At 71.0% G+C, this 19,674-nt stretch carries 21 protein-coding genes and 1 pseudogene; 14 read left to right on the top strand and 8 right to left on the bottom strand.

All coding sequences use genetic code 11. From position 1 onward, the window contains the following. The 4 genes and pseudogenes from GUY59_RS22835 to GUY59_RS22820 all read right to left on the bottom strand — a co-directional run. Positions 1-1,701: pseudogene (locus tag GUY59_RS22835) on the bottom strand (hypothetical protein); the annotation flags it as partial. A gap of 112 nt (positions 1,702-1,813) precedes the next feature. Then, positions 1,814-2,590, bottom strand: coding sequence for a class I SAM-dependent methyltransferase (locus tag GUY59_RS22830; protein ID WP_138202951.1), 777 nt, complete (start codon positions 2,588-2,590; stop codon positions 1,814-1,816). Between the two features lie 102 nt (positions 2,591-2,692). Beyond that, a complete protein-coding gene (locus tag GUY59_RS22825) occupies positions 2,693-3,763 on the bottom strand; it encodes an ABC transporter substrate-binding protein (protein WP_252375056.1) in 1,071 nt (356 codons plus the stop codon). Between the two features lie 17 nt (positions 3,764-3,780). Beyond that, positions 3,781-4,011: a putative acetyltransferase gene (locus GUY59_RS22820; RefSeq protein WP_132335927.1), complete on the bottom strand. Its 231-nt coding sequence runs from the start codon at positions 4,009-4,011 to the stop codon at positions 3,781-3,783. 105 nt (positions 4,012-4,116) lie between these two features. On the opposite strand from GUY59_RS22820, the gene fdxA reads away from it, so the two are divergent. From fdxA to GUY59_RS22805, 3 genes are all read left to right on the top strand, one after another. Then, the gene (gene fdxA / locus GUY59_RS22815; RefSeq protein WP_132335925.1) at positions 4,117-4,443 is read left to right on the top strand and encodes a ferredoxin; all 327 of its coding nucleotides are present in this window, start codon (positions 4,117-4,119) and stop codon (positions 4,441-4,443) included. 100 nt (positions 4,444-4,543) lie between these two features. Beyond that, complete coding sequence (gene dapC / locus GUY59_RS22810; protein ID WP_171055468.1) at positions 4,544-5,614, top strand: succinyldiaminopimelate transaminase; 1,071 nt, start codon at positions 4,544-4,546, stop codon at positions 5,612-5,614. Between the two features lie 90 nt (positions 5,615-5,704). Then, positions 5,705-6,361 carry a DUF4178 domain-containing protein gene (locus GUY59_RS22805; RefSeq protein ID WP_236667411.1) on the top strand — a complete coding sequence of 219 codons (657 nt, stop codon included), beginning with the start codon at positions 5,705-5,707 and terminating at the stop codon, positions 6,359-6,361. Between the two features lie 7 nt (positions 6,362-6,368). On the opposite strand, the gene GUY59_RS22800 is transcribed toward GUY59_RS22805, so the two are convergent. After that, positions 6,369-7,184: a hypothetical protein gene (locus GUY59_RS22800; protein WP_252375057.1), complete on the bottom strand. Its 816-nt coding sequence runs from the start codon at positions 7,182-7,184 to the stop codon at positions 6,369-6,371. Between the two features lie 37 nt (positions 7,185-7,221). Here GUY59_RS22800 and GUY59_RS22795 point away from each other — a divergent pair, with 37 nt between their 5' ends. From GUY59_RS22795 to GUY59_RS22770, 6 genes are all read left to right on the top strand, one after another. After that, entirely contained in the window at positions 7,222-8,055 is an 834-nt protein-coding gene (locus GUY59_RS22795) for a 2,3,4,5-tetrahydropyridine-2,6-dicarboxylate N-succinyltransferase (protein ID WP_138202955.1), read from the top strand. Continuing rightward, positions 8,055-9,110, top strand: a complete 1,056-nt coding sequence (dapE, locus tag GUY59_RS22790) for a succinyl-diaminopimelate desuccinylase (protein WP_138202957.1) — start codon at positions 8,055-8,057, stop codon at positions 9,108-9,110. Before GUY59_RS22795 ends, dapE begins: the two co-directional genes overlap by 1 nt. 249 nt (positions 9,111-9,359) lie before the next feature. Then, complete coding sequence (locus GUY59_RS22785) at positions 9,360-10,157, top strand: TIGR00730 family Rossman fold protein (protein WP_132335917.1); 798 nt, start codon at positions 9,360-9,362, stop codon at positions 10,155-10,157. 11 nt (positions 10,158-10,168) lie between these two features. Continuing rightward, complete coding sequence (locus tag GUY59_RS22780; RefSeq protein WP_138202959.1) at positions 10,169-10,753, top strand: TIGR00730 family Rossman fold protein; 585 nt, start codon at positions 10,169-10,171, stop codon at positions 10,751-10,753. Between the two features lie 60 nt (positions 10,754-10,813). Then, positions 10,814-11,566 (top strand): hypothetical protein, encoded by a 753-nt coding sequence (locus GUY59_RS22775; RefSeq protein ID WP_138202961.1) that lies wholly within the window; start codon positions 10,814-10,816, stop codon positions 11,564-11,566. Continuing rightward, positions 11,563-12,123: a DNA-3-methyladenine glycosylase I gene (locus GUY59_RS22770; protein ID WP_138202963.1), complete on the top strand. Its 561-nt coding sequence runs from the start codon at positions 11,563-11,565 to the stop codon at positions 12,121-12,123. Before GUY59_RS22775 ends, GUY59_RS22770 begins: the two co-directional genes overlap by 4 nt. Positions 12,124-12,131: 8 nt before the next feature. Here the strand turns inward: GUY59_RS22770 and GUY59_RS22765 are convergent, their stop codons facing one another. Then, positions 12,132-12,908, bottom strand: a complete 777-nt coding sequence (locus GUY59_RS22765) for an enoyl-CoA hydratase-related protein (protein ID WP_138202966.1) — start codon at positions 12,906-12,908, stop codon at positions 12,132-12,134. Continuing rightward, positions 12,905-13,681: a PaaX family transcriptional regulator gene (locus GUY59_RS22760; RefSeq protein ID WP_132335907.1), complete on the bottom strand. Its 777-nt coding sequence runs from the start codon at positions 13,679-13,681 to the stop codon at positions 12,905-12,907. The genes GUY59_RS22765 and GUY59_RS22760 overlap by 4 nt, the downstream gene beginning before the upstream one ends. A 181-nt stretch (positions 13,682-13,862) precedes the next feature. On the opposite strand from GUY59_RS22760, the gene GUY59_RS22755 reads away from it, so the two are divergent. Further along, positions 13,863-14,030 (top strand): DUF3117 domain-containing protein, encoded by a 168-nt coding sequence (locus tag GUY59_RS22755; RefSeq protein WP_020545024.1) that lies wholly within the window; start codon positions 13,863-13,865, stop codon positions 14,028-14,030. A gap of 81 nt (positions 14,031-14,111) precedes the next feature. Further along, positions 14,112-15,521, top strand: a complete 1,410-nt coding sequence (locus GUY59_RS22750; RefSeq protein WP_138202968.1) for a leucyl aminopeptidase — start codon at positions 14,112-14,114, stop codon at positions 15,519-15,521. 156 nt (positions 15,522-15,677) lie between these two features. Here the strand turns inward: GUY59_RS22750 and GUY59_RS22745 are convergent, their stop codons facing one another. Further along, positions 15,678-16,316, bottom strand: coding sequence for an O-methyltransferase (locus GUY59_RS22745; RefSeq protein WP_138202970.1), 639 nt, complete (start codon positions 16,314-16,316; stop codon positions 15,678-15,680). Positions 16,317-16,501: 185 nt separating this feature from the next. Here GUY59_RS22745 and sigE point away from each other — a divergent pair, with 185 nt between their 5' ends. The 3 genes from sigE to GUY59_RS22730 all read left to right on the top strand — a co-directional run bounded on the left by sigE (position 16,502) and on the right by GUY59_RS22730 (position 19,666). Further along, positions 16,502-17,134, top strand: a complete 633-nt coding sequence (gene sigE / locus GUY59_RS22740; RefSeq protein ID WP_132335901.1) for an RNA polymerase sigma factor SigE — start codon at positions 16,502-16,504, stop codon at positions 17,132-17,134. Position 17,135: 1 nt separating this feature from the next. Continuing rightward, entirely contained in the window at positions 17,136-17,663 is a 528-nt protein-coding gene (locus GUY59_RS22735; RefSeq protein ID WP_138202972.1) for an anti-sigma factor family protein, read from the top strand. A 167-nt stretch (positions 17,664-17,830) separates the two neighbouring features. Beyond that, positions 17,831-19,666: a S1C family serine protease gene (locus tag GUY59_RS22730; RefSeq protein ID WP_138202974.1), complete on the top strand. Its 1,836-nt coding sequence runs from the start codon at positions 17,831-17,833 to the stop codon at positions 19,664-19,666. The last annotated feature ends 8 nt before the right edge of the window (positions 19,667-19,674 follow it).

Here is a 19,674-nt window from a genome sequence, read left to right as displayed (position 1 = left end):
GGGCTGGGGCTGGGGTGCCAGGGTCGCCAGGACGAACTGCCAGGCGGGCACCTCGAGCGCGCGGATCTCCACCTGGTGCCAGTCGGCCGCGCCGATGAGCTGCTCCTTGGGAGCGGCCGGGCCCAGCGTACGCACCAGGTCGTCCAGATGGGCGCGGTACGGTGCCGCCTCGTCGCTGGCCAGCCACTGGCCGAGACGGGCGCGCAGCTCGTCCTCGGTCGCGGCGATCTCCGCTGGGGGTACGGCGAAGAGCTTGGCCAGCTGGTCCACCGCCGACGGCTCGTCGGTGAAGATGCGGTTCTGCGCGACCGCCCAGCTCTTGTCGTCCAGCCCGGCGAACGCGGCCTCGATGAGCTCCGGCAACCCCTGCCCGTGCCCGGAGACCGCCGCCCCGGCCGGCTCAGGCACCGCCGCCACGTCCCCCTGAACCCCGGCATCCGCCACCGCGTGGGCCTGGGGTTCGGGTTCGGGCGCTGCGTGGGCCTGGGGTTCCGGCTCCGGCGCCGCGTCGGCCAGAGGTTCGGGCTCCAGCCCCGCCGCAGGCGCGGAGGAAACCTCCAGAACGTCCTGACCCGGCGCGACCGGCTCAGGACCGACGACCCCAGCGGCGGCCTCCGCCACCGGCTCCGGGCTGACGGTCTCAGTGGCGGGCTGTGGGGTCGGCTCCGGGCTGACGGTCTCAGCGGCAGGTTCCGGGACCTGCTCGGCGCTCACTGCCTCAGCGTCAGGCCCCACGCCGGCGGCCGGGGCCTCCGGCCCCGCGGCGACCTCGCTCCCGGCGGCCTCAGCGTCATGATCGGCCACACGCGCGGCTTCGCCCGGTTCGGCGGCGAACTGCGCCACCGCGTCAGCGGGACGTTCACCGGCCTCGTGAGGCATCGCCTGCTCGGCGACCGCCCCGTGACGCTCGCTCGCCTCGACGGCCTGCTGCTGTCCGCCGGCCGACTCTCCCGTGACGTAGTGCTGCCCGTCGGGCTGCTCGGCCGCGTCGGAGTGCTGCCCGCCGACGTGCTCGGCACCGGCGGAGTGCTCGGGCTCCACGGGCCGTCCGGGCTCCGGCGAGTGCCCGGCCTCGGCAGGGTGCTCCCCGGCCGGCTGGGCGGCCTGCGGGTCGGCGGTGACCGGCTCCGACCCGTGCGCCGTCTCGGGGACGGCCGGGGCGGGGGCCAGCACCGGGCCGACCGTGGCCGCGGCCTCAGCGGCCGACGCCGGGGCCGGGACCGGCCCGGGGACCGACGCCGACGGGGACGCCGACGCGGGCGAAGACGCCGGCGCGGGGGCCGGGTGGTCGTGGCGCGAGCGCGCGAGGCGTACCAAGGCGGCGGAGAACAGCGTGTTCAGCACCGGACGCGCCTGGATGAAGGGCTGGTCCACCAGCTCCCGGCTGGTCAGCGCCAGCAGTCCCGCCCACGAGCCGGCCCGGTCGAGCGCGATGGCGACGGCGGGCTCGTCGGCCTCGTCGGGGTCGAGGACGTGCAGCGCCGGCAGGACGTCGCCCACCGCCGCCGCCGGCCAATGCTCCAGGGCTATCTCGGTCAGCAGCTCGCCCAGCGACTCCGGGCCGATGGCCGCGAGCACGTGGGGCATGGGCAGAGTGCGCCACCACGCGTCCGGCAGGTCCGGTTGCCCGGTGAGTAGCGTGATCGTCGACGCGTCGCTCCACCTCAACGGTGGTACGAGGTCGCTCAGGCAGAAATTCATCCCGTTCCGTTCACCAGCCCCTCACGCCGCCGCAGCGGTGCAGCCATAGTCTCGCCGCCCACGGAACAGACCATAGTCCGGCAAAACAGCCCTACGCATCATGCACTACGCATCAGCGCCGAACAGCGGCAAAGCGTAGGCGCACGTAGTCGGCCATCCAGCCACTCTCCCTGCGCAGCGCGGGCGCGGCCAGTTCGTTGACGCGCCGCAGCAGGGGCCCCACGATGTCGGGCGGGAGCCCTTTGAGCACCGAGGCGGCGAACGTGCTCACCCAGTCGGCGGCTCCGCCCGGGCACTCGTCCAGGGGCGTCGGCCGGTCGAAGTATTCGAGCAACCTGACGACGAAACCCTCCTGTTCGAGCCGCCGGGCGTACTCGGCAGGCGTGGGAAAATACCACGGCAGGTCAGGTTCGCGCAGGCCGTACTCACGCCAGGCGGTCAGCATCGCGGCGGTCAGCTCGGCGCAGTTGCCCGCGCCGCCCATCTCGGCGACGAAACGCCCGCCGGGCGTGAGCGCCTCGCGGACGTTCGCGATCACGCTGCCCGGGTCGCGGCTCATCCAGTGCAGCGCCGCGTTGGAGAAGACCGCGTCGTACGGTTCGACGACGGTGAAGTCGTGCCCGTCGCCGACGATGAAGTTGATGCCCGGATACTGTGCCAGCGCCTTCTCGATCATCTTGGCCGAGCCGTCGATGCCGAGCACGTCGGCACCTCTGAAGGCGATCTGGGCGGTGAGCACTCCGGTGCCGCACCCGAGGTCGAGCACACGCTCGCCGGGCCGCGGGTCGAGCAGGTCGACCAGTGGCGCGCCCTGGGTCGAGACGTAGCCGAAGCTGCTGTCGTAGGCGCGACTGTTCCACCGCTCCAAACTCGGTGTGTCGTATCGCAAGACGATCAGCTCACATTCGGTCAGACAACGGGCCCCCGTGGCCGTGCTGTCCGTTCACTTTAGAGCCTGAACGTCCCTACGACATATCAAGTCACATCGGACTCATCCCACGCTCTTCGCCCATTGCCGCTTGAGGTACGCCTTCGCCGCGTCTGCCTGCGGAATCGTCAGGATGACCGGCGGGCCGGGCGCCTTGGGCAATTTCGCGGCCTGCTCGGCGTCGAGCGTGCCCTTCATGCGCATCGCCTCGGTGCGCGCGGGCCGGGCGAACCCCTTCATGAGCAGGTTCTGGCCCTCGTCGGAAAACAGGAACTCCTGCCAGAGCCTCGCGGCTGCCGGATGCGGCGCCGCCTTGTTGATCGCCTGTACGTGGTAACCGCCGAGGGCGGCGTCGCGAGGGATCGTCACCTTCCACGCGTCCGGCTGGTGAGCGCTGCGGGCCGCGTTGAGGTGGTCCCAGGCGACGATCGTGTTGGCCTTGGACGGATCCGTGAGCCTGCCCGCCTGCTTCAGCTTGGCGAACAGCGACACTCCCTGCGCGGGCTGCGGTACGCCCGCCCGCATGGAGGCGGCCATCACGCCGTCGAACGCCGACGCCGAGCGGAGCGGGTCGCCGTCGAGCGCGACCCGGTAGCCGGGCTTCAGCAGGTCGGCGAAGGAGACGGGGGGCTTGACGGCGCGCGGGTCGTACCCGATGGACATGTAGCCGCCGTAGGCGGCGTACCAGCCGCCCGCAGGGTCCTTGACCTGGTCGGGCAGGTCCTGCCACCCCTGCACCTTGTACGGGGCGAACCGCCCCGCCCCGGCGACGGCGACGTCCATCGTCAGGTCGAACACGTCGGGTTTGAGCTGCGCGGCGGCGTCGAGCTGACGCTTGCTGCCCGCGTTGGGTTCGAGTTCGTTGACCTTGATGTCGTACTTGTCGGCGAAGGTGTCGATGATCTCGCCGTAGTTGACCCAGTCGCGGGGCAGGGCGATCACGTTGAGCTCACCCTCGCGCGTCGCGGCCTCGACGAGCCGCTCCATGGTGCCGAAGCCGGCTTTCATGGAGGCGGCCTGGGCGTTGAGGGGCGGCAGGTTCTTGGCCTCGGTGGAGGCGGTTTCGGTGGACGACGCGCCGCATCCGGCACTGGCGAGGATGGCTGCTGCGGCGGCGCAGGTACGTACAGTCACACAACGAATACTTACCGCTACATCCGTCCAGGTCGAGGAGGCGCGGCCGGAACGACCCTGGCGGCTACCAGCGTCTCCTCGGGAATCTCCACCAGCGTCCCGTCTTTTTTGCGGACGGTCAGCACCCCGGACTCCCACGACACGAGGATCCCCACCGCGTCGCGGAAGCCTTCTGGAACGCGCCTACGGGTGGTGATCCGTGCGCCGATGTCCTGACTTGTGATCGCGATGACGAGCCGTGCCGCCACGAGTTTGCCACCCTCCGTTTCGGCCAGTCGGCAAGCACGGCAATACTAGGGCGTAGCAAACCGCGGTCAGAGTCATGCCATGGTGCGGAGAAGAAGGAGCTCGAGGTGACCTACGTCATCGCGCAGCCTTGCGTGGACGTCCTGGACAAGGCGTGCATCGAGGAATGCCCCGTTGATTGCATCTACGAGGGCGAGCGCATGCTTTACATCCACCCCGACGAGTGCGTGGACTGCGGCGCGTGTGAGCCTGTATGCCCCGTCGAGGCCATTTTCTATGAGGACGACCTTCCCGAGCAGTGGAAGGACTACTACAAGGCGAACGTGGACTTTTTCGAGGACCTCGGCTCGCCCGGTGGCGCCTCGAAGGTCGGCAAGATCGAGAAGGACCACCCGGTGGTGGCCGCCCTGCCGCCGCAGGCAGAGGGCCACTGACGGTCAAGGCACGAAGCGAGCGGGGGCATCCGGGCCGGGTGCGCCCCGCTCGTGAAGCATGCCCGGCGCTCGATACGGCAACGTGACACCCTGGAGAACCGTGAACAACCTGCCCGACTTCCCCTGGGACAAGCTGGAGCCGTACAAAGAGCGCGCGCTTGCACATCCCGGCGGCATCGTCGATCTGTCGGTCGGCACGCCCGTCGATTCCGTGCCGCGGGCCGTCCAGGACGCGCTGGCGCAGGCGGCCGACAGCCCCGGCTACCCCCTCACCCACGGCACCAAGGCGCTGCGCGAGGCCGCGGCCGGGTGGCTGCGCCGTCGGCACGGCGTCACCGTCGACCAGCGTGACGTGCTTCCGGTGATCGGTTCCAAGGAGTTCGTCGCCTGGCTGCCCACCTACCTCGGGGCCCGGCGGGTCGTCTTTCCCGAGCTTGCCTATCCCACCTACGACGTGGGCGCCCGGCTGGCCGGGGCGGCGGCGACCCCGGCCGACAGCACGCTCGCGCTCGGCCCGGAACGGGTCGACCTGATGTGGGTCAACTCTCCCGGCAACCCCACGGGCCGGGTGCTGCCCGCCCAGCACCTGCGCAAGGTCGTGGCGTGGGCGCGCGAGCGCGGCACGGTCGTGGCCTCCGACGAGTGCTACATCGAGCTCGGCTGGGAAGAGGAGCCGGTCTCGATCCTGCACCCCGACGTCTGCGGCGGCTCCCACGAGGGGCTGCTGGCGGTCCACTCGCTCTCCAAACGCTCCAACCTGGCCGGCTACCGCGCCGGGTTCGTGACGGGCGATCCCGTCCTCGTCAAGCGGTTGCTGGAGACGCGTAAGCACGCCGGCATGATCATGCCGGCGCCCGTCCAGGCGGCGATGACGGCCGCCCTGGGCGACGACGCGCACGCCGACCGGCAGCGCGAGCTCTACTCCGGCCGCCGCGCCCTGCTGCGCCCCGCGCTGGAGCGGGCGGGGTGGCGTGTCGACCACTCGTCGGCCGGTTTGTACCTCTGGGCGTCGAATGGGCAGAGCGCCTGGGACCAGGTCGCCAAGCTCTCCGAAATCGGCATTTTGGTCGCGCCGGGTGAGTTCTACGGATTGGCAGGTGAACGGCACGTCCGCGTCGCCGTCACGGCCACGGATGAGCGGATCGGTGCGGCCGTGCGCCGCCTCCAGTAGGATCGCGCGACATAGCCCGCCGCGCGGGCTTGACGCATAAATTGATAAGAGCTTTTGCCGAGACAGACCGCGAGTGGAGCGAGCTGATCGATGAGCATGACCTCCATGGTCGTACTCGGGCTGAGCATCGTCACCATCCTGCTGTTGCTGGGTGCCTTCCTGGCCACTCTGCGGCAGGACAGGAAGGGCCGTACGAGCGTGCCGCCGGCTGAGGTCGCTCCCGTCGAGACCCCGCTGGCCGCACCGGTGATCGCGCCCGGGCATGCCGGCACCGACTACACCGACCCTCGCACGATCCAGGTCGGCGACCGGATCGACGTGCAGGGCTCGCCCGCGCGCGTGCTCGGTGCCATGCACGTCTCGTGGCAGGGCACCCAGTGGATCGAATACCTCCTGCGCGACGGCTCGCGCCGCCTGCAGTGGCTGTCGGTGGAGGTGCTCGACGGCGACCCGCCGCACCTGGAGGTGCTGCTCTGGACCGACGTGCCCACCCAGGGCATGGTTCCCGCCAAGAGCATGCTGATCATGGAGGGCGTGGAGTTCTTCCCGATCGAGCGGGGCACGGCCGCCTTCAGGAGCGAGGGCGACACCGGCAACCCCGACAGGGGCCTGCTCGACTTCGCCGACTACCGCGCCTCCGACGGGCGGCTGCTCTCCTTCGAACGCATCCAGGGCCGCTCATGGACGGCCTGCTACGCCCAGCCGCTGCCGCCCGGCTCGATCTCCATCGTGCGCAGGGCGACCTGACCCGGCGCTACGAGAGGTCGACCCGGCGGGCGCTCGCCTTGCCGCCCGTCTGCCAGCCGTCGCGCTCATAGTCGTTGACCCAGGTGGCGCCGTTGTAGCCGACGCGGTTGAGCCCGTACTTCTCGGCGTGGGCCACCGACCACGCGGCCACCAGCCAGCCGCGCCGCTCGGTGGTGATCGCGGTGCCGCCGAGCGCCCTGGCGAGCTGCTTGCGGGCCGCGGCGGTCCGCGACGTGGGCGCGGGCGTCTTCGCGGCGGCATACCAGCAGTGCACCGCTTGGGGGACACGCCCGGTGAACGCGGCGGCCAGAATCTTCGCTTCGTCCTCGTGCGCGGCATAGGCGTAGCCGCCCGCCGAGCGCTGCACGGCCTGCGCCGCCTCCGCCAGCGGGATCTTGCGGTATCTCTTCACCTTGACCAGGGCGGCGAAGAACCTGTTGGTGGCGTAGACGGGGTCCATGAGCTGCTTCTTCCTGCCCCAGCCCTGCGAGGGGCGCTGCTGGAACACGCCCACCGAGTCGCGGTCGCCGAAGGCGACGTTGTAGAGCTTCGACTCCTGGATCGCCGTCGCGTACGCGATCACCACCGCCCGCTCGGGCAGCCTGCGCCGCGCCGCGACCGCCGCGATGGTCGCCGCGATCTGCGCCTGCTCGGGATCGAGGTTGCGGACGCCGTCGGGCGTCCTGACCACGCAGTACGGATGGCGCTCCGCCAGCTTGGGTGTCCGCTTGAGCAGGTGGTACAGGCCCACGGAAATGGCCACGGCGAGGACGATCACGATGATCGCGATGGTGATGACCCCACGGGAGAAGCGCACGCGCACGCTGAAGAACCTACCTGGACGGATAAGCTCCGGGGCCATGAGTCACGTGAGCACCTCGTCACCGCTGTCCCCGGTGGTGGACGAGCTGTGGGAGCGCAGGGCGGAGTTGTCGCCCGCCGACGTCGACGCGCGCAACGTGGTGGTCGGCGCGGTCGACCTGCTCGACAAGGGCGAGGCGAGAGCGGCCCGCCTGGCCGGCGACGACGTCGTCGTGGACGAGCGGGCCAGACGGGCGATCCTGCTCAGCTTCACGGTGCTCGGCATGGCCCGTTCGCAGGTGGGCGACTTCCAGCACCACGACAGGCACCCGCTCAAGAGCTCGTTCGACGGGGTGCGGGTGGTGCCGGGGGCGATCGCCCGGTGGGGCTCCTACCTGGCGCCCGGCGTGGTGCTGATGCCGTCGTTCACGAACATCGGCGCGTACGTGGACGCCGGCACCATGGTCGACACCTGGGCCACGGTCGGGTCCTGCGCCCAGATCGGCAGAAATGTGCATCTGTCTGGCGGGGTGGGCATCGGCGGGGTGCTGGAGCAGCCCGGCGCCGTCCCGGTCGTCGTCGAGGACGACGTGCTGATCGGCAGCCGCGCGGTGATCGTCGAAGGCGCCCGGGTCGGGCAGGGCGCGGTCGTCGGCGCCGGGACGATCCTCTCCGGCTCGATCCCGGTGATCGACGTGCGGACGGGCGAGGAGATCGCCCGCGGCCGCATCCCCGCCTGGTGCGTGGCGGTCGGCGGCAGCCGCCAGAAGGAGTTCCCCGGCGGCACGTTCGGCCTGCCCTGCGTGCTCGTGCTCCAATATCTGGAGCCGGGACAGCGGCACGACAAGGCGGCCCTCTACGAGGTGCTGCGCGAACACGGAGTGAACACCTGATGCTTGACCTGACGCAGGACGTACGCGCGCTCACCGCCGCGATCGTGGACATCGAGTCGGTCAGCGGCGCCGAGCGGCGGCTGGCCGACGAGGTGCGGCGGGCGCTGTCCGCGCTGCCGCACCTGAAGGTCGACCGGTCGGGGGAGACCGTCGTGGCCCGCACCCAGGCGGGCCGCCCGGAGCGGGTGCTGATCGCCGGGCACCTCGACACCGTCCCCGTCGCCGCCAACCTGCCCAGCCGGGTGGAGGGAGACCTCCTGTACGGCTGCGGCACCTCCGACATGAAGGCCGGCGTGGCGGTCGCGCTCAAGCTGGCGGCGGCCGTCCCGTCGTCCGGCAGGGACATCACGTACGTCTTCTACGACTGCGAGGAGGTCGAGGCCGAGCGCAACGGCCTCAACCGGGTCGCCAGAGACCACCCCGACTGGCTGGAGGCCGACTTCGCGGTGCTGATGGAGCCGACCGGCGGCGTGATCGAGGGCGGCTGCCAGGGCACGCTGCGCGCCGAGGTCACCGTGACGGGCAGGCGCGCCCACAGCGCCAGGTCGTGGCTGGGGAGCAACGCCATCCACGGGATCGAGCCGGTCCTCGCCAGGCTCAACTCCTACGAGGCGCGGCGGCCGGTGGTCGACGGTCTCCAGTTCCACGAAGGGCTGAACGCGGTCGGCGTGCGCGGCGGGGTCGCGGGCAACGTCATCCCGGACCAGTGCGTGGTGACCGTCAACTACCGGTTCGCGCCCGACCTGTCGATCGAGCGGGCCCAGGAGCACGTACGCGAGGTGTTCGACGGCTTCGAGGTGGCCTTCGTCGACGCCGCGCCCGCCGCGAGGCCGGGCCTGACGCACCCGGTGGCCGCGGCCTTCACCGAGGCGGTCGGCGGCACGCCGCGCGCCAAGCTGGGCTGGACCGACGTGGCCCGCTTCTCCGCACTGGGGGTGCCCGCCGTCAACTACGGGCCCGGTGATCCGAACCTCGCGCACCAGCAGGGGGAGTACGTCTCGCTGCCGAAGATCGTCGAGAGCGAGCGGGCCATGCTCGACTGGCTCTCCACATGAAAGTGGCCTTCCTCGCCGGCCATTTGGCGGGGAAGACCACTTTCAGTCCCGAGCAGCACCCTCGGCAGTTAGACGCGGGGGAGTCGAAATTCGGTTCCCTGCTTCTTACAAGATTTTTTAGCAACCTGTTTCATGGCCCTGAGCTGCGGATGTGCCCCGAGTTGTGGCTCCGGTCGCCGTCGCGACGCCGGCCCGGCAGGCGGGTGAAGGTGGAACTGGCGGTGTCCGAAGGCGACTAGCGTGACCCGCATGGAAAAGTCACGCCGGGAACGCCGTCACGGGCAGGCCGTCGTCCGCGGCCGCTTCGTCCCCACCTCCACGCACGACCAGCGGCTGCTCGCACGCCAGGGATCCTCCGACTGGGTGCACATGGACCCATGGCGGGTGCTGCGCATCCAGGCCGAGTTCGTGGAGGGATTCGGCCAGCTCGCCGAGCTGCCCCCGGCGGTCACGGTCTTCGGCTCCGCGCGCACCGGCGAGGATTCCCTCGACTACGAGCAGGGGCGCCGGCTCGGCAGGGCGCTGGCGGAGGCGGGTTACGCCGTCATCACCGGCGGCGGGCCGGGCGTCATGGAGGCGGCCAACCGGGGCGCGCGCGACGTCGACGGAGCGGTGTCGGTCGGGCTCGGCATCGAGCTGCCGTTCGAGCAGCGCATGAACGACTACGTCGACCTCGGCATCGAGTTCCGCTACTTCTTCGTGCGCAAGACGATGTTCGTCAAGTACTCCTGCGGCTTCATCGCCCTGCCCGGTGGCTTCGGCACGCTCGACGAGCTGTTCGAGGCGCTCACGCTGGTGCAGACGCGCAAGGTCACCTCCTTCCCCGTGGTGCTGGTGGGCACCGAGTTCTGGGGCGGGCTGGTCGACTGGATCAAGACCACCCTGCTCGGCACCGCGAAGATCGCTCCCCAGGACCTCGACCTGATCACCGTCACCGACGACGTCGACGAGGCCGTGCGCATCATCGTGGACGCCGACCGGGCACGCTCGCAGCAGCAGGACGAAGAACTGGCGTCCGCCGCCGCCCAGCCCGCCGAGCCCCAATAGGCTGGCCCCTTGTGAACATCTGCGTCTTCTGCGCCTCCAGCATGCGAATCGACCAGAAATACATAGAGCTGGCCCGGCAGGTCGGCACCGAGCTCGCCAAGCGTGGCCACACGCTGGTGAGCGGTGGCGCCACCGTCTCCTGCATGGGCGCGGTCACCTCGGCCACCAGGGCCGGGGGCGGGCGGACGGTCGGCGTGATCCCGCAGGTCCTGGTGGACATCGAGGTGGCCGACGAAGACTCCGACGAACTGATCGTCACCAACGACATGCGCGAGCGCAAAGGCGTCATGGACGTCCGGTCCGACGCCTTCCTCGTGCTTCCCGGCGGCATCGGCACGCTGGAAGAGCTCTTCGAGATCTGGACCGCGCGGGTGCTCGGCATCCACGACCGTCCCCTGGTGATCCTCGACCCCTGGGGCCTGTACGAACCGCTCAGGGCCCTCGTCGGCGGCATGTACGACCAGGGCTTCACCAGGGCCGACGTCTTCGACGCGATCTCCTGGACGACCACCGTGGAGGAGGCGTTCGCCCACCTCGAAGCGCGTTCGCAGCCCGTACGGCCCAGCGTCGCCGAACTCGGCGAGGCGACCGGCTGACCGGATTGGGCTGCTTGCGCTGATGCTGAACGAGCCCCGCCGTATGAGTACGATGCCAATGTGCTGGTCGTACTCGCCATCGCCGCCATCGCCATCCTGGCATGCGTGGTCGTGGTCTCCCTTGGCAGGGGCGGTGAGCTGACCGAGTTCCCGCCGGACGTGCCGCCCCTCGACCTGCCCGAGCCCGGGCAGCTGACGGCGGTCGACTTCATGGCGCTCCAGTTGCCGGTCAACCTGGTCGGCTACCACACGCAGAGCGTCGACGAGACCCTGCGCAGGGCCGCCGGCGCGATCAGCGCCCGCGACTCGCGGATCGCGGTGCTGGAGCAGCGCGTCTCCGAGCTGCTGTCGAGCCGGCTGTACGCGCGGCAGGAGACCCACGCCGTCCCGGGCTCGGGGCTGCGCACCGACCACGCTCCGCAGGCTCCGGCCGCGTACAGGGAGCTTCCCGAGTCGGGCGACCCGCTGCCCGGCGGAGGGCCCTGGGGCGACGACGGCGACGGGCACCACGCACAGTGGCGGGTCCCTCCGCGCGATGCCGCCGTCGAGCAGACCTCCAACGGCGCCACCGGCACGATGCCCGCACCCGCCGCCCCTGACGCGGACGAGGTCCTGGACGGGCAGCGGGACGGCGAGCAGGCGGACCGGCCGGAGAGCGTGACCGAGGACGAAGCACACGAGGACGAAGCCCACGGTGCGAGCGGCGACGGCGAGCCGGCGCCCCGCCCGGTCGAGGCGACGGTCGAGAAGGACGGTGGGGAAGTGCGCGGGGAGGCGCCCGCGCAATCCACGCCGGGGGACGAACGACCGTGACCGAGCCGATCAGGTGCACGTGGCCGGGCATGGCGGACCCGATGTACCTCGCCTATCACGACGAGGAGTGGGGCCGCCCGGTCAAGGGCGACGACGCGGTCTTCGAGCGTGTGGCGCTGGAAGCGTTCCAGTCGGGCCTGTCGTGGCTGACGATCCTGCGCAAGAGGGAGAACTTCCGCGCCGCCTTCGACGGCTTCTCGATCGTCAAGGTCGCCGCGTACACCGAGCAGGACGTCGAACGGCTGCTCGGCGACCCCGGCATCGTCCGCAACCGGGCCAAGATCGAAGCCGCGATCGGCAACGCCAGGGCCGCGCTCGGCCTTCCCGAAGGGCTTTCGGAGCTGGTGTGGCGCTTCGCCGAGCCCGACGCGCCGGTGCCGAGGACGATGGCCGACGTGCCCGCTTCGACGCCCGGCTCCAAGGCGCTGGCCAAGGAGCTGAAGAGGCACGGGTTCAGGTTCGTCGGCCCGACCACGGCCTACGCGCTGATGCAGGCCATCGGCCTGGTCGACGACCACATCGAGGGCTGCCTGGCACGCTCACGCCGGCCGGCCTGAGGGCCCCGTCACCTGCCCTCGAACGTGGGGCGCTCCTTGGCGACGAAGGCTCTCGTCGCGTTCCGGTGGTCCTGGGAGGCGGCGCACGCGTCCTGGAGGTCGGCCTCCAGGGCCAGCGAGTCGGGCAGCGCGTGCGTCGCGGCGTAGGCCAGCGCCCGCTTGGTGGCGGCGTACGCCACCGTCGGGCCCTGAGCCAGCGCCCCGGCGAGCTCCCGTGCGGTCTTCAGCACGTCGTCAGGGGGGACCACGCGCGTGACGAGCCCCAGCTCCAGCGCGCGGGCCGCGTCGACGGGCTCGCCGAGCAACATCAGCTCGGCGGCCCTGCCCTGGCCGACCAGCCGCTGCAGCGTCCACGACGCGCCCGAGTCGGGCGCCAGCCCGATGCCCGCGAACGCCAGCGCGAACTTGGCCTTCTCGGACGCCACCCGCAGGTCGCAGGCGAAGGCGATGGACGCGCCCGCGCCCGCCGCGACGCCGTTGACGGCGGCCACCACCGGCTTTCCCATGGTGGTGATGAGCTCCACGATCGGGTTGTAGTGCGCGCGCACGGTGTCGGCCAGGCCGCGGCCCGCCTCCAGGTTGGCGGCGTGCTCACGCAGGTCCTGGCCCGCGCAGAACGCCCGTCCGGAGCCGGTGAGCAGGACGGCCCTCACCGCGGGGTCGTCCGCCGCCCCGCGGAGCGCGTCGAGCAGGGCCTGTTTGGTCTCGGCGGTCAGCGAGTTCATCGCGTCGGGGCGGTCGAGGGTGATGGTGGCGACGGCGTCGGCCACGTCATAGCGGATCAAGTCAACTCCCTGTCGACGAACGCGGCGGCTGCGGGCAGCAGCCGGGCGGCTTCCTGCTCGAAGTAGATCCTGGCCTTCTCGCCCGGCCAGCCGGCGGGCAGCAGCTCGGGCGGCAGCCCCGGGTCGCGGAACAGGAAGTTGCGCCAGCCGTGCACGAGCCTGCTCCTGGTGGCGAACACCTGGGCGGCCGATGCCCCCTCCGGGAGCCCGCTGATCAGCGTGTCAGCCTCGGCCAGCCAATGTGTGTACGCCTCGCCGATGGCGGTCAGATCCCACGCCCTGGCGACCAGCTCGCGGGGGTCACCCTCCAGCGCCGAGTCGAACCTGTCGGCTCGTACGCCCTCGCTCTCCAGCAGGTTGTCCAGCTCGATCGACGAGCGCGGCCCGATCCAGGCCGTCTCGGACAGCGCGGCGTAGCCCAGGAACGTCAGGTCGGCGCGCAGCCGCTCCCTTCGCGGGCGGTCCTTGACCGGTCCGAAAACGATCAGATGCCATCTGCCGTGCCAGGTCAGCGTTCCGGCTCGGTAAATTCTCAACGCCGCCTCGTCCAGACGCCTGACGCACTTCGGCGTCAGCCCGTAACCGGGGCCCTGAGGGAGCCTGACGGGCTGCAGCCAGCCCTGCCGCACCATGCGCGAAACCGCCGTACGCACTGCGGGAGCGGCGATTTCCAGGGGTTTCATGAGGCGTACGAGGGCGGCCACGGAGGCTTGCCCACCGCGTGAGCGCAGGTGGTCTCCATAGAGGTCGAACAGAGCGGCGCGAGCGTGCACGAAGTCCAGTTTGGACGCGATCGCCGACCTCGACAACGCATTCTGGGAGGAGATCGTTACCCATGAGCGCTCTCGATGCGGGAGAATAGGACATCACAGAAGACGTGAATGCGCCGACCACCCCCGACGGGCGGTCGGAAATCGCGGGCCGCGGGAGCCCAAGGCAGGAAGGGAAACACGCATGGCGGCGATGAAGCCGCGGACCGGCGATGGTCCGCTCGAGGTCACCAAGGAAGGGCGCGGCATTGTCATGCGGGTCCCCCTGGAAGGTGGCGGCCGGCTAGTCGTGGAGATTTCCGCCGACGAGGCCAAGGCGCTCGGCGAGGCGTTGAAGAACGTCGTCGGCTGAGCGGCCCCGAGAGACACCTTTTGTTCTACGACCCTGGCGATAATCCGGCGCCAGGGTCGCTGACGTCCGAGGAGAGATTCCGTGCCCATTGAGACCACTGCGTCGGTGGTCGCCGAGGCCCCCGGCGAGCCCGAGCTGCTGGCCGTCCCCTACGCCTCTGACCTCAGCCCAGCGCACCCGGTCGAGCTGCACCTGCCCGTGCCCGACCTGCTGGAACACTACGAGGCCAAGGGGGAGGCGGGCGAGGTCGTCGAGGTCCCGGTGGCACGGGGCGACGGTGTGGGCCGCGTGCTGCTCTACGGCGTCGGTGACCGTTCGCCGCGGGCGCTGCGCAGGGCCGGCGCCGCGCTGACGCGCAAGGTCAAGGGCAAGGACACGCTGACCGTGGTGACGCCCGGCGGCGACGTGACGGCGTTCGCCGAGGCGGCGCTGCTGGCGGCGTACTCGTACAGGATCGGCAAGGCGGGCAAGCCGGCCGTGCGGACGCTCGCCTTCGCGGGGGCCGACGAGGCTCAGGTACGCCGCGCGCAGGTCGTCGCCCAGGCGGTGGCGCTCGCGCGCGACCTGGCCAACACGCCGTCCTCGGTGAAGAACCCCGCCTGGCTCGCCGAACGGGCCGCCGACAGCGGCGTGCCGGTCAAGGTGTGGGACGAAGAGCGCCTCCAGGCAGAGGGCTTCGGCGGCATCCTCGCCGTGGGGCGCGGCTCGGCCAGCCCCCCGCGGCTCATCCAGCTCTCCTACACGCCCGACGGGCCCTACGACCGGCACGTGGTGCTGGTGGGCAAGGGCATCACGTTCGACTCCGGCGGGCTGTCGCTGAAGCCGACGGACAACATGAAGACCCAGAAGACCGACATGGCGGGCGGCGCGGCCGTGATCGCCGTGCTCGGCGCGCTCACCCGGCTGGGCGCGCCCGTACGCGTCACCGGGCTGGTCGCGGCCGCCGAGAACATGCCGTCGGGCACGGCGCAGCGGCCCAGCGACGTCATCAAGCACTACGGCGGCCGTACCGTCGAGGTGCTCAACACCGACGCCGAGGGGCGCCTGGTGCTGGCCGACGCCCTGGCCTACGCCGACGCCGTCCTCGACCCCGACGCCGTGGTCGACGTCGCCACGCTCACCGGGGCGATCACCGTGGCGCTCGGGCGCAACGTCGGCGCCGTCTACTCCTCCGACGACGCGCTGGCCAGGCAGCTCGTCGACGCCGGCCAGACCACCGACGACCGGCTCTGGCGCATGCCGCTGATCGAGGACTACGCGGCCGCGCTGAAGTCGCCGATCGCCGACCTCAGCAACGTCGAGTCCGGCTCGAAGTTCGGCGCGGGGTCGATCACGGCGGCGTTGTTCCTGCGGGAGTTCGCCGGGGAGCGGCCGTGGGCGCACCTCGACATCGCCGGCGTCGGACGCAGCACCGTCGACGAGGGCACGCTCAGCAAGGGCGCCACGGGGTTCGGCGTGCGCGTGCTCCTCGAATGGCTCACGCGCATCTGACGGGCGCTTGCCGGGAAGGGCGCGCGCATCTGACGGGCGCGTGCCTTGCCGGAGCGTACGCGCCCGTGGCGGCCGGGTGCCCGGCCGGCCGGGCCCGCGCGCGCAGCCGGCGCGTGCGTCGGGAGAGGCACGCGGACGTACGCGGCAGCGGGCGGGTCAGTCGACGATCTTGACGGCGGCGAGCAGGCCGTCGCCCAGCGGCATCAGCACCGAGCGGAGCCGCTCGTCCGACTGCACCAGCTTGCCCACCTCGCGCAGCGTCACCGTGTCGGGGTCGCGCTGCGCCGGGTCGGCCACCCGGTTGTGCCACAACATGTTGTCGAAGGCCACGATGCCGCCCACGCGCAGCAGCCGGACCGCCTCGGAGAGGTAGTCGGCGTACTCGTGTTTGGCGCCGTCGGCGAACACCATGTCATAGCCGCCGTCCGACAGCCGTGGCAGCACATCGAGCGCCCGGCCCGAGATGAGGCGTACCCGCCCGCCGGAGAAGCCCGCCTCGGCGAACGCCTGCCGGGCGAGCCGCTGGTGCTCGGGCTCGACGTCGACACTCGTCAGCGTGCCGTCCGAGCGCATGCCGCGCAGCAGCCACAGGCCCGAGACGCCGCAGCCCGTGCCGACCTCGACGACGGACTTGGCGTTGACCGCGGTCGCCAGGAAACACAAGGCCGCCCCGCCGCCGGGAAGGATGGGCGTGGCACCCATCTCCAGCCCGCGCTGCCGCGCAGCGTGCACGATCTCATCCTCGTGATGGAACTGCTCCGCATAGGCCAGAGTGGCCTCCACCGGAGTGGTCATCGGCCGCCTCCCCCCACTTTCGTGCGATTGTCGCAAAAGGTCATACACGTGATTGGTGCCGATCGCAGCCTATGGGAGACACGCCGGGACGGGAACTCAGGAGGGACCTGAGGCGTTGCAGGTTTAAACGGGCTTTGCCGGTCCGGAAGGCAGGCAGTGCGCACGAAGGGACGAAACCAGGCACTATGGCGGTAGCGGTGGTCCCAGAGAGAGGAGTTCTGGTGGACGAAAGCGACCACCAGACAGATACTCCGGTGTCGTCTGACTGGACTCCTCCCACGTGGGAGGAAGTGGTGCGGACGCACTCCGCACGCGTGTATCGGCTGGCATACCGGCTGACCGGCAATGTCCACGACGCGGAAGACCTGACGCAGGAGGTCTTCGTCCGGGTTTTCAGGTCGCTGTCGAGCTACACCCCCGGCACCTTCGAGGGGTGGCTGCACCGGATCACGACCAACCTGTTCCTCGACATGGCGCGCCGCAAGCAGCGCATCAGGTTCGAGGGGCTGGCCGACGACGCCGCCGAGCGGTTGCGCGGCCGTGAGCCGTCTCCCGCGCAGGCGCTGGACGACGCGCATCTGGAGCCCGACATCCAGGCCGCCCTCGACGCGCTCGCCCCGGAGTTCCGGGCCGCGATCGTGCTCTGTGACATCGAGGGCCTGTCCTATGAAGAGATCGCGGCCACGCTCGGCGTCAAGCTGGGCACGGTCCGAAGCCGCATTCACCGTGGCCGGGCGCAGTTGCGGGAGGCGCTCGACCATCGGGCCCCCCGTAACTCTCAACTCCCCCCGACCGTGATCCGTGGGGAGGAAAACTGATATGGCTCATCTTGGAGAACGCGTATCCGCGCTCGTCGACGGGGAGCTCAACCACGCCGAACGCGAGCGTGCGCTTGCTCATCTGACCTTCTGCGCTGACTGTCGTCGAGAGGTCGAGTCGATGCGGGCGCTGAAGTCGCGCCTGCGCTCGCTCGACGATCCGTCGATGCCCGCCGACCTGACGATGTCCCTGCTCCGGATGGCGGAGCCGGGAGGGCCACTGCCCCCGAGGGAGCGCCCTTTCCCCACACGCACCTTCGGCGGGGTGCCCATCCCTGGGCCGCACAGCATCGCGCCTCTGGACAACCGCCCGCGCCGGGACGCCGCTGGTGGGGCCACGGGCCCTGGGCGCGGTGGTAGGCGGCGCTCGACCTACGTGGCGGTCGGGGTGGTCTCCGCCGCCGTCGCGCTGGGCACGTTCTTCGCGGCGACCGGCGTGGGCCAGAGCAACCCCGCGCCCCCGGTCGAGCTCTTCCAGCAGCCCGATCGCAACTCGCCGACGAGTGCTCCCCCCACCGCCACACCTTGAGTCGGCACCATGCCTGGGATACTCGGGGTGGCGTAGTCAACGACGCGTGGGGCATACGATCTGGGTTCGGGATTTGTCACGAGCGATTCATGACAAAGGCTTTATGACCCTCGTATGCCGCACAAGCGAGGATTGCGGTGGCCGAGCCAAGGAGTGGTGAGACTTAGATGACCGACGAGACGCGCCCCAACGAAGGACGCACGACGTCGGACTACCCTGAGCCACAGGGGCGGCCGGACTTCCTGCCCGCGGAAGATGCGTCCGAGTACGAAAGCAGGCGGCCCGAGCCGCCCGCCTCGTTCGGCGCCTCCTGGGGCGACCCGTCGGGCCGCTCCGAGGGTTCCGGCACGCCACCGTACGACCGCTCGGCCGGCGAATCGCCCGCCGAGGGCGGGTCCGCTCCTGACGACCCCGGCCAGAGCGGGTCACGGCTCAGCGCGCCCTCGTTCGGTCCGCCCGACCCGGACGCCCGCAACCATGAAGCTCCGCCGCCCGAGCCGGGTTCGCGCCCCTACGATGGCCCGCCGCCCGACGGCGACTCACGCTCCTACGAAGGCGCGCCGCCCGACCGCGACTCACGCTCCCACGACGGTCCGTTCTTCGGGCTCGCCGAGAGCGGCACACAGGAGAACCTCGCCTTCGGCCGCCCTGACGGGGGTGAGAGCGGTTACGGCCGTCCAGATGGCCGTCCCGGCGGTGGAGGCGGCTACGGCCGTCCTGACGGCGGCACGCGGGCGTACGAAGCGCCGCCCTTCGGCGGCCCTCCCTTCGGCGGCACGCCACCACCCCCGCCCCCGCGTCAGGCACTCGGCATGGGCGCGGGCTGGGCGCCGCCTCCATCGGGCGCGCACAGCCACGTCAGCAGGCCGCGCCGCATCCCCAGCACCGGCTTCCTCATCTCGACCGCCGTCGCCATCGCCCTGGTGGCCTCGCTGCTCGGCAGCGTCGGCACCTACCTGCTCACCAAGCCGGCCAGCGACAACGACCCCGGCTACAGCCTGGGCCCGGTGCCGACCGGCGCCACCGACCGGGCGCCCGACTCGGTGGCGGGCGTGGCCACGCGGGTGCTGCCGAGCGTGGTGTCCATCGAGGCCGGCAACGGCATGGCCACCGAAGGCGCCTCGGGCTCCGGTTTCCTGATCAAGAACGGTTACGTGGTGACCAACAACCACGTGGTCGCCCCGGCCGCCAAGGGCGGTGAGATCCGCATCATGTTCAACAACCGCAAGACCACCACGGCCCGCATCGTCGGCCGTGACCCCGGCTCCGACCTGGCCGTCATCAAGCCCGAGGACACGTTCGGCACGCCCGAGATCACTCTGGGCAACTCCGACCAGGTGGTCGTCGGTGACCCCGTGATCGCCGTCGGCTCCCCGCTGGGCCTGACCGGCACGGTCACGACCGGCATCGTCAGCTCGCTCAACCGGCCGGTCATCGCCGGCGACGACACCGGCGCCAGTTCCGAGGAGACCGCCTACATCAGCGCGATCCAGACCGACGCCGCCATCAACCCCGGCAACTCCGGCGGGCCGCTCGTCAACGGCCGCGGCGAGGTCGTCGGCGTCAACTCGGCGATCGCCACCCTCAGCCGATCGCTCAACAGCCAGAGCGGCAGCATCGGCCTCGGCTTCGCGATCCCCGTCAACCAGACGCGGCGCGTCGCCGAAGAGCTCATCACCACCGGCAGGGCCAAGCGCCCCAAGATCGGCATCCTTCTCGACCGCGACTACAAGGGTCAGGGCGTACGCATCGCCTCCGAGCCGGTCAGCGGCCAGCAGCCGGTCGACGCCGACGGACCGGCGGGCAAGGCCGGGCTGAAGGCGGGCGACGTGATCCTGGAGATCGACGGGCTGGCGCTGCAGGACGGCAACGAGCTGATCGCGCTGATCCGCAGCAAGGCGCCCGGCTCCACGATCGACATCAAGTTCCAGCGCGCCGGCCAGGAACAGCGCGCCACTCTCACCGTCGAGGCCGATGACCAGCCCGCGCCCAGTCCGTCCTGATCTCACTC

It is taken from the genome of Nonomuraea sp. K271 (assembly GCF_009908215.1).
Classification (GTDB): domain Bacteria; phylum Actinomycetota; class Actinomycetes; order Streptosporangiales; family Streptosporangiaceae; genus Nonomuraea; species Nonomuraea longispora.
This window is presented reverse-complemented; position numbering and strand designations above follow the sequence as displayed.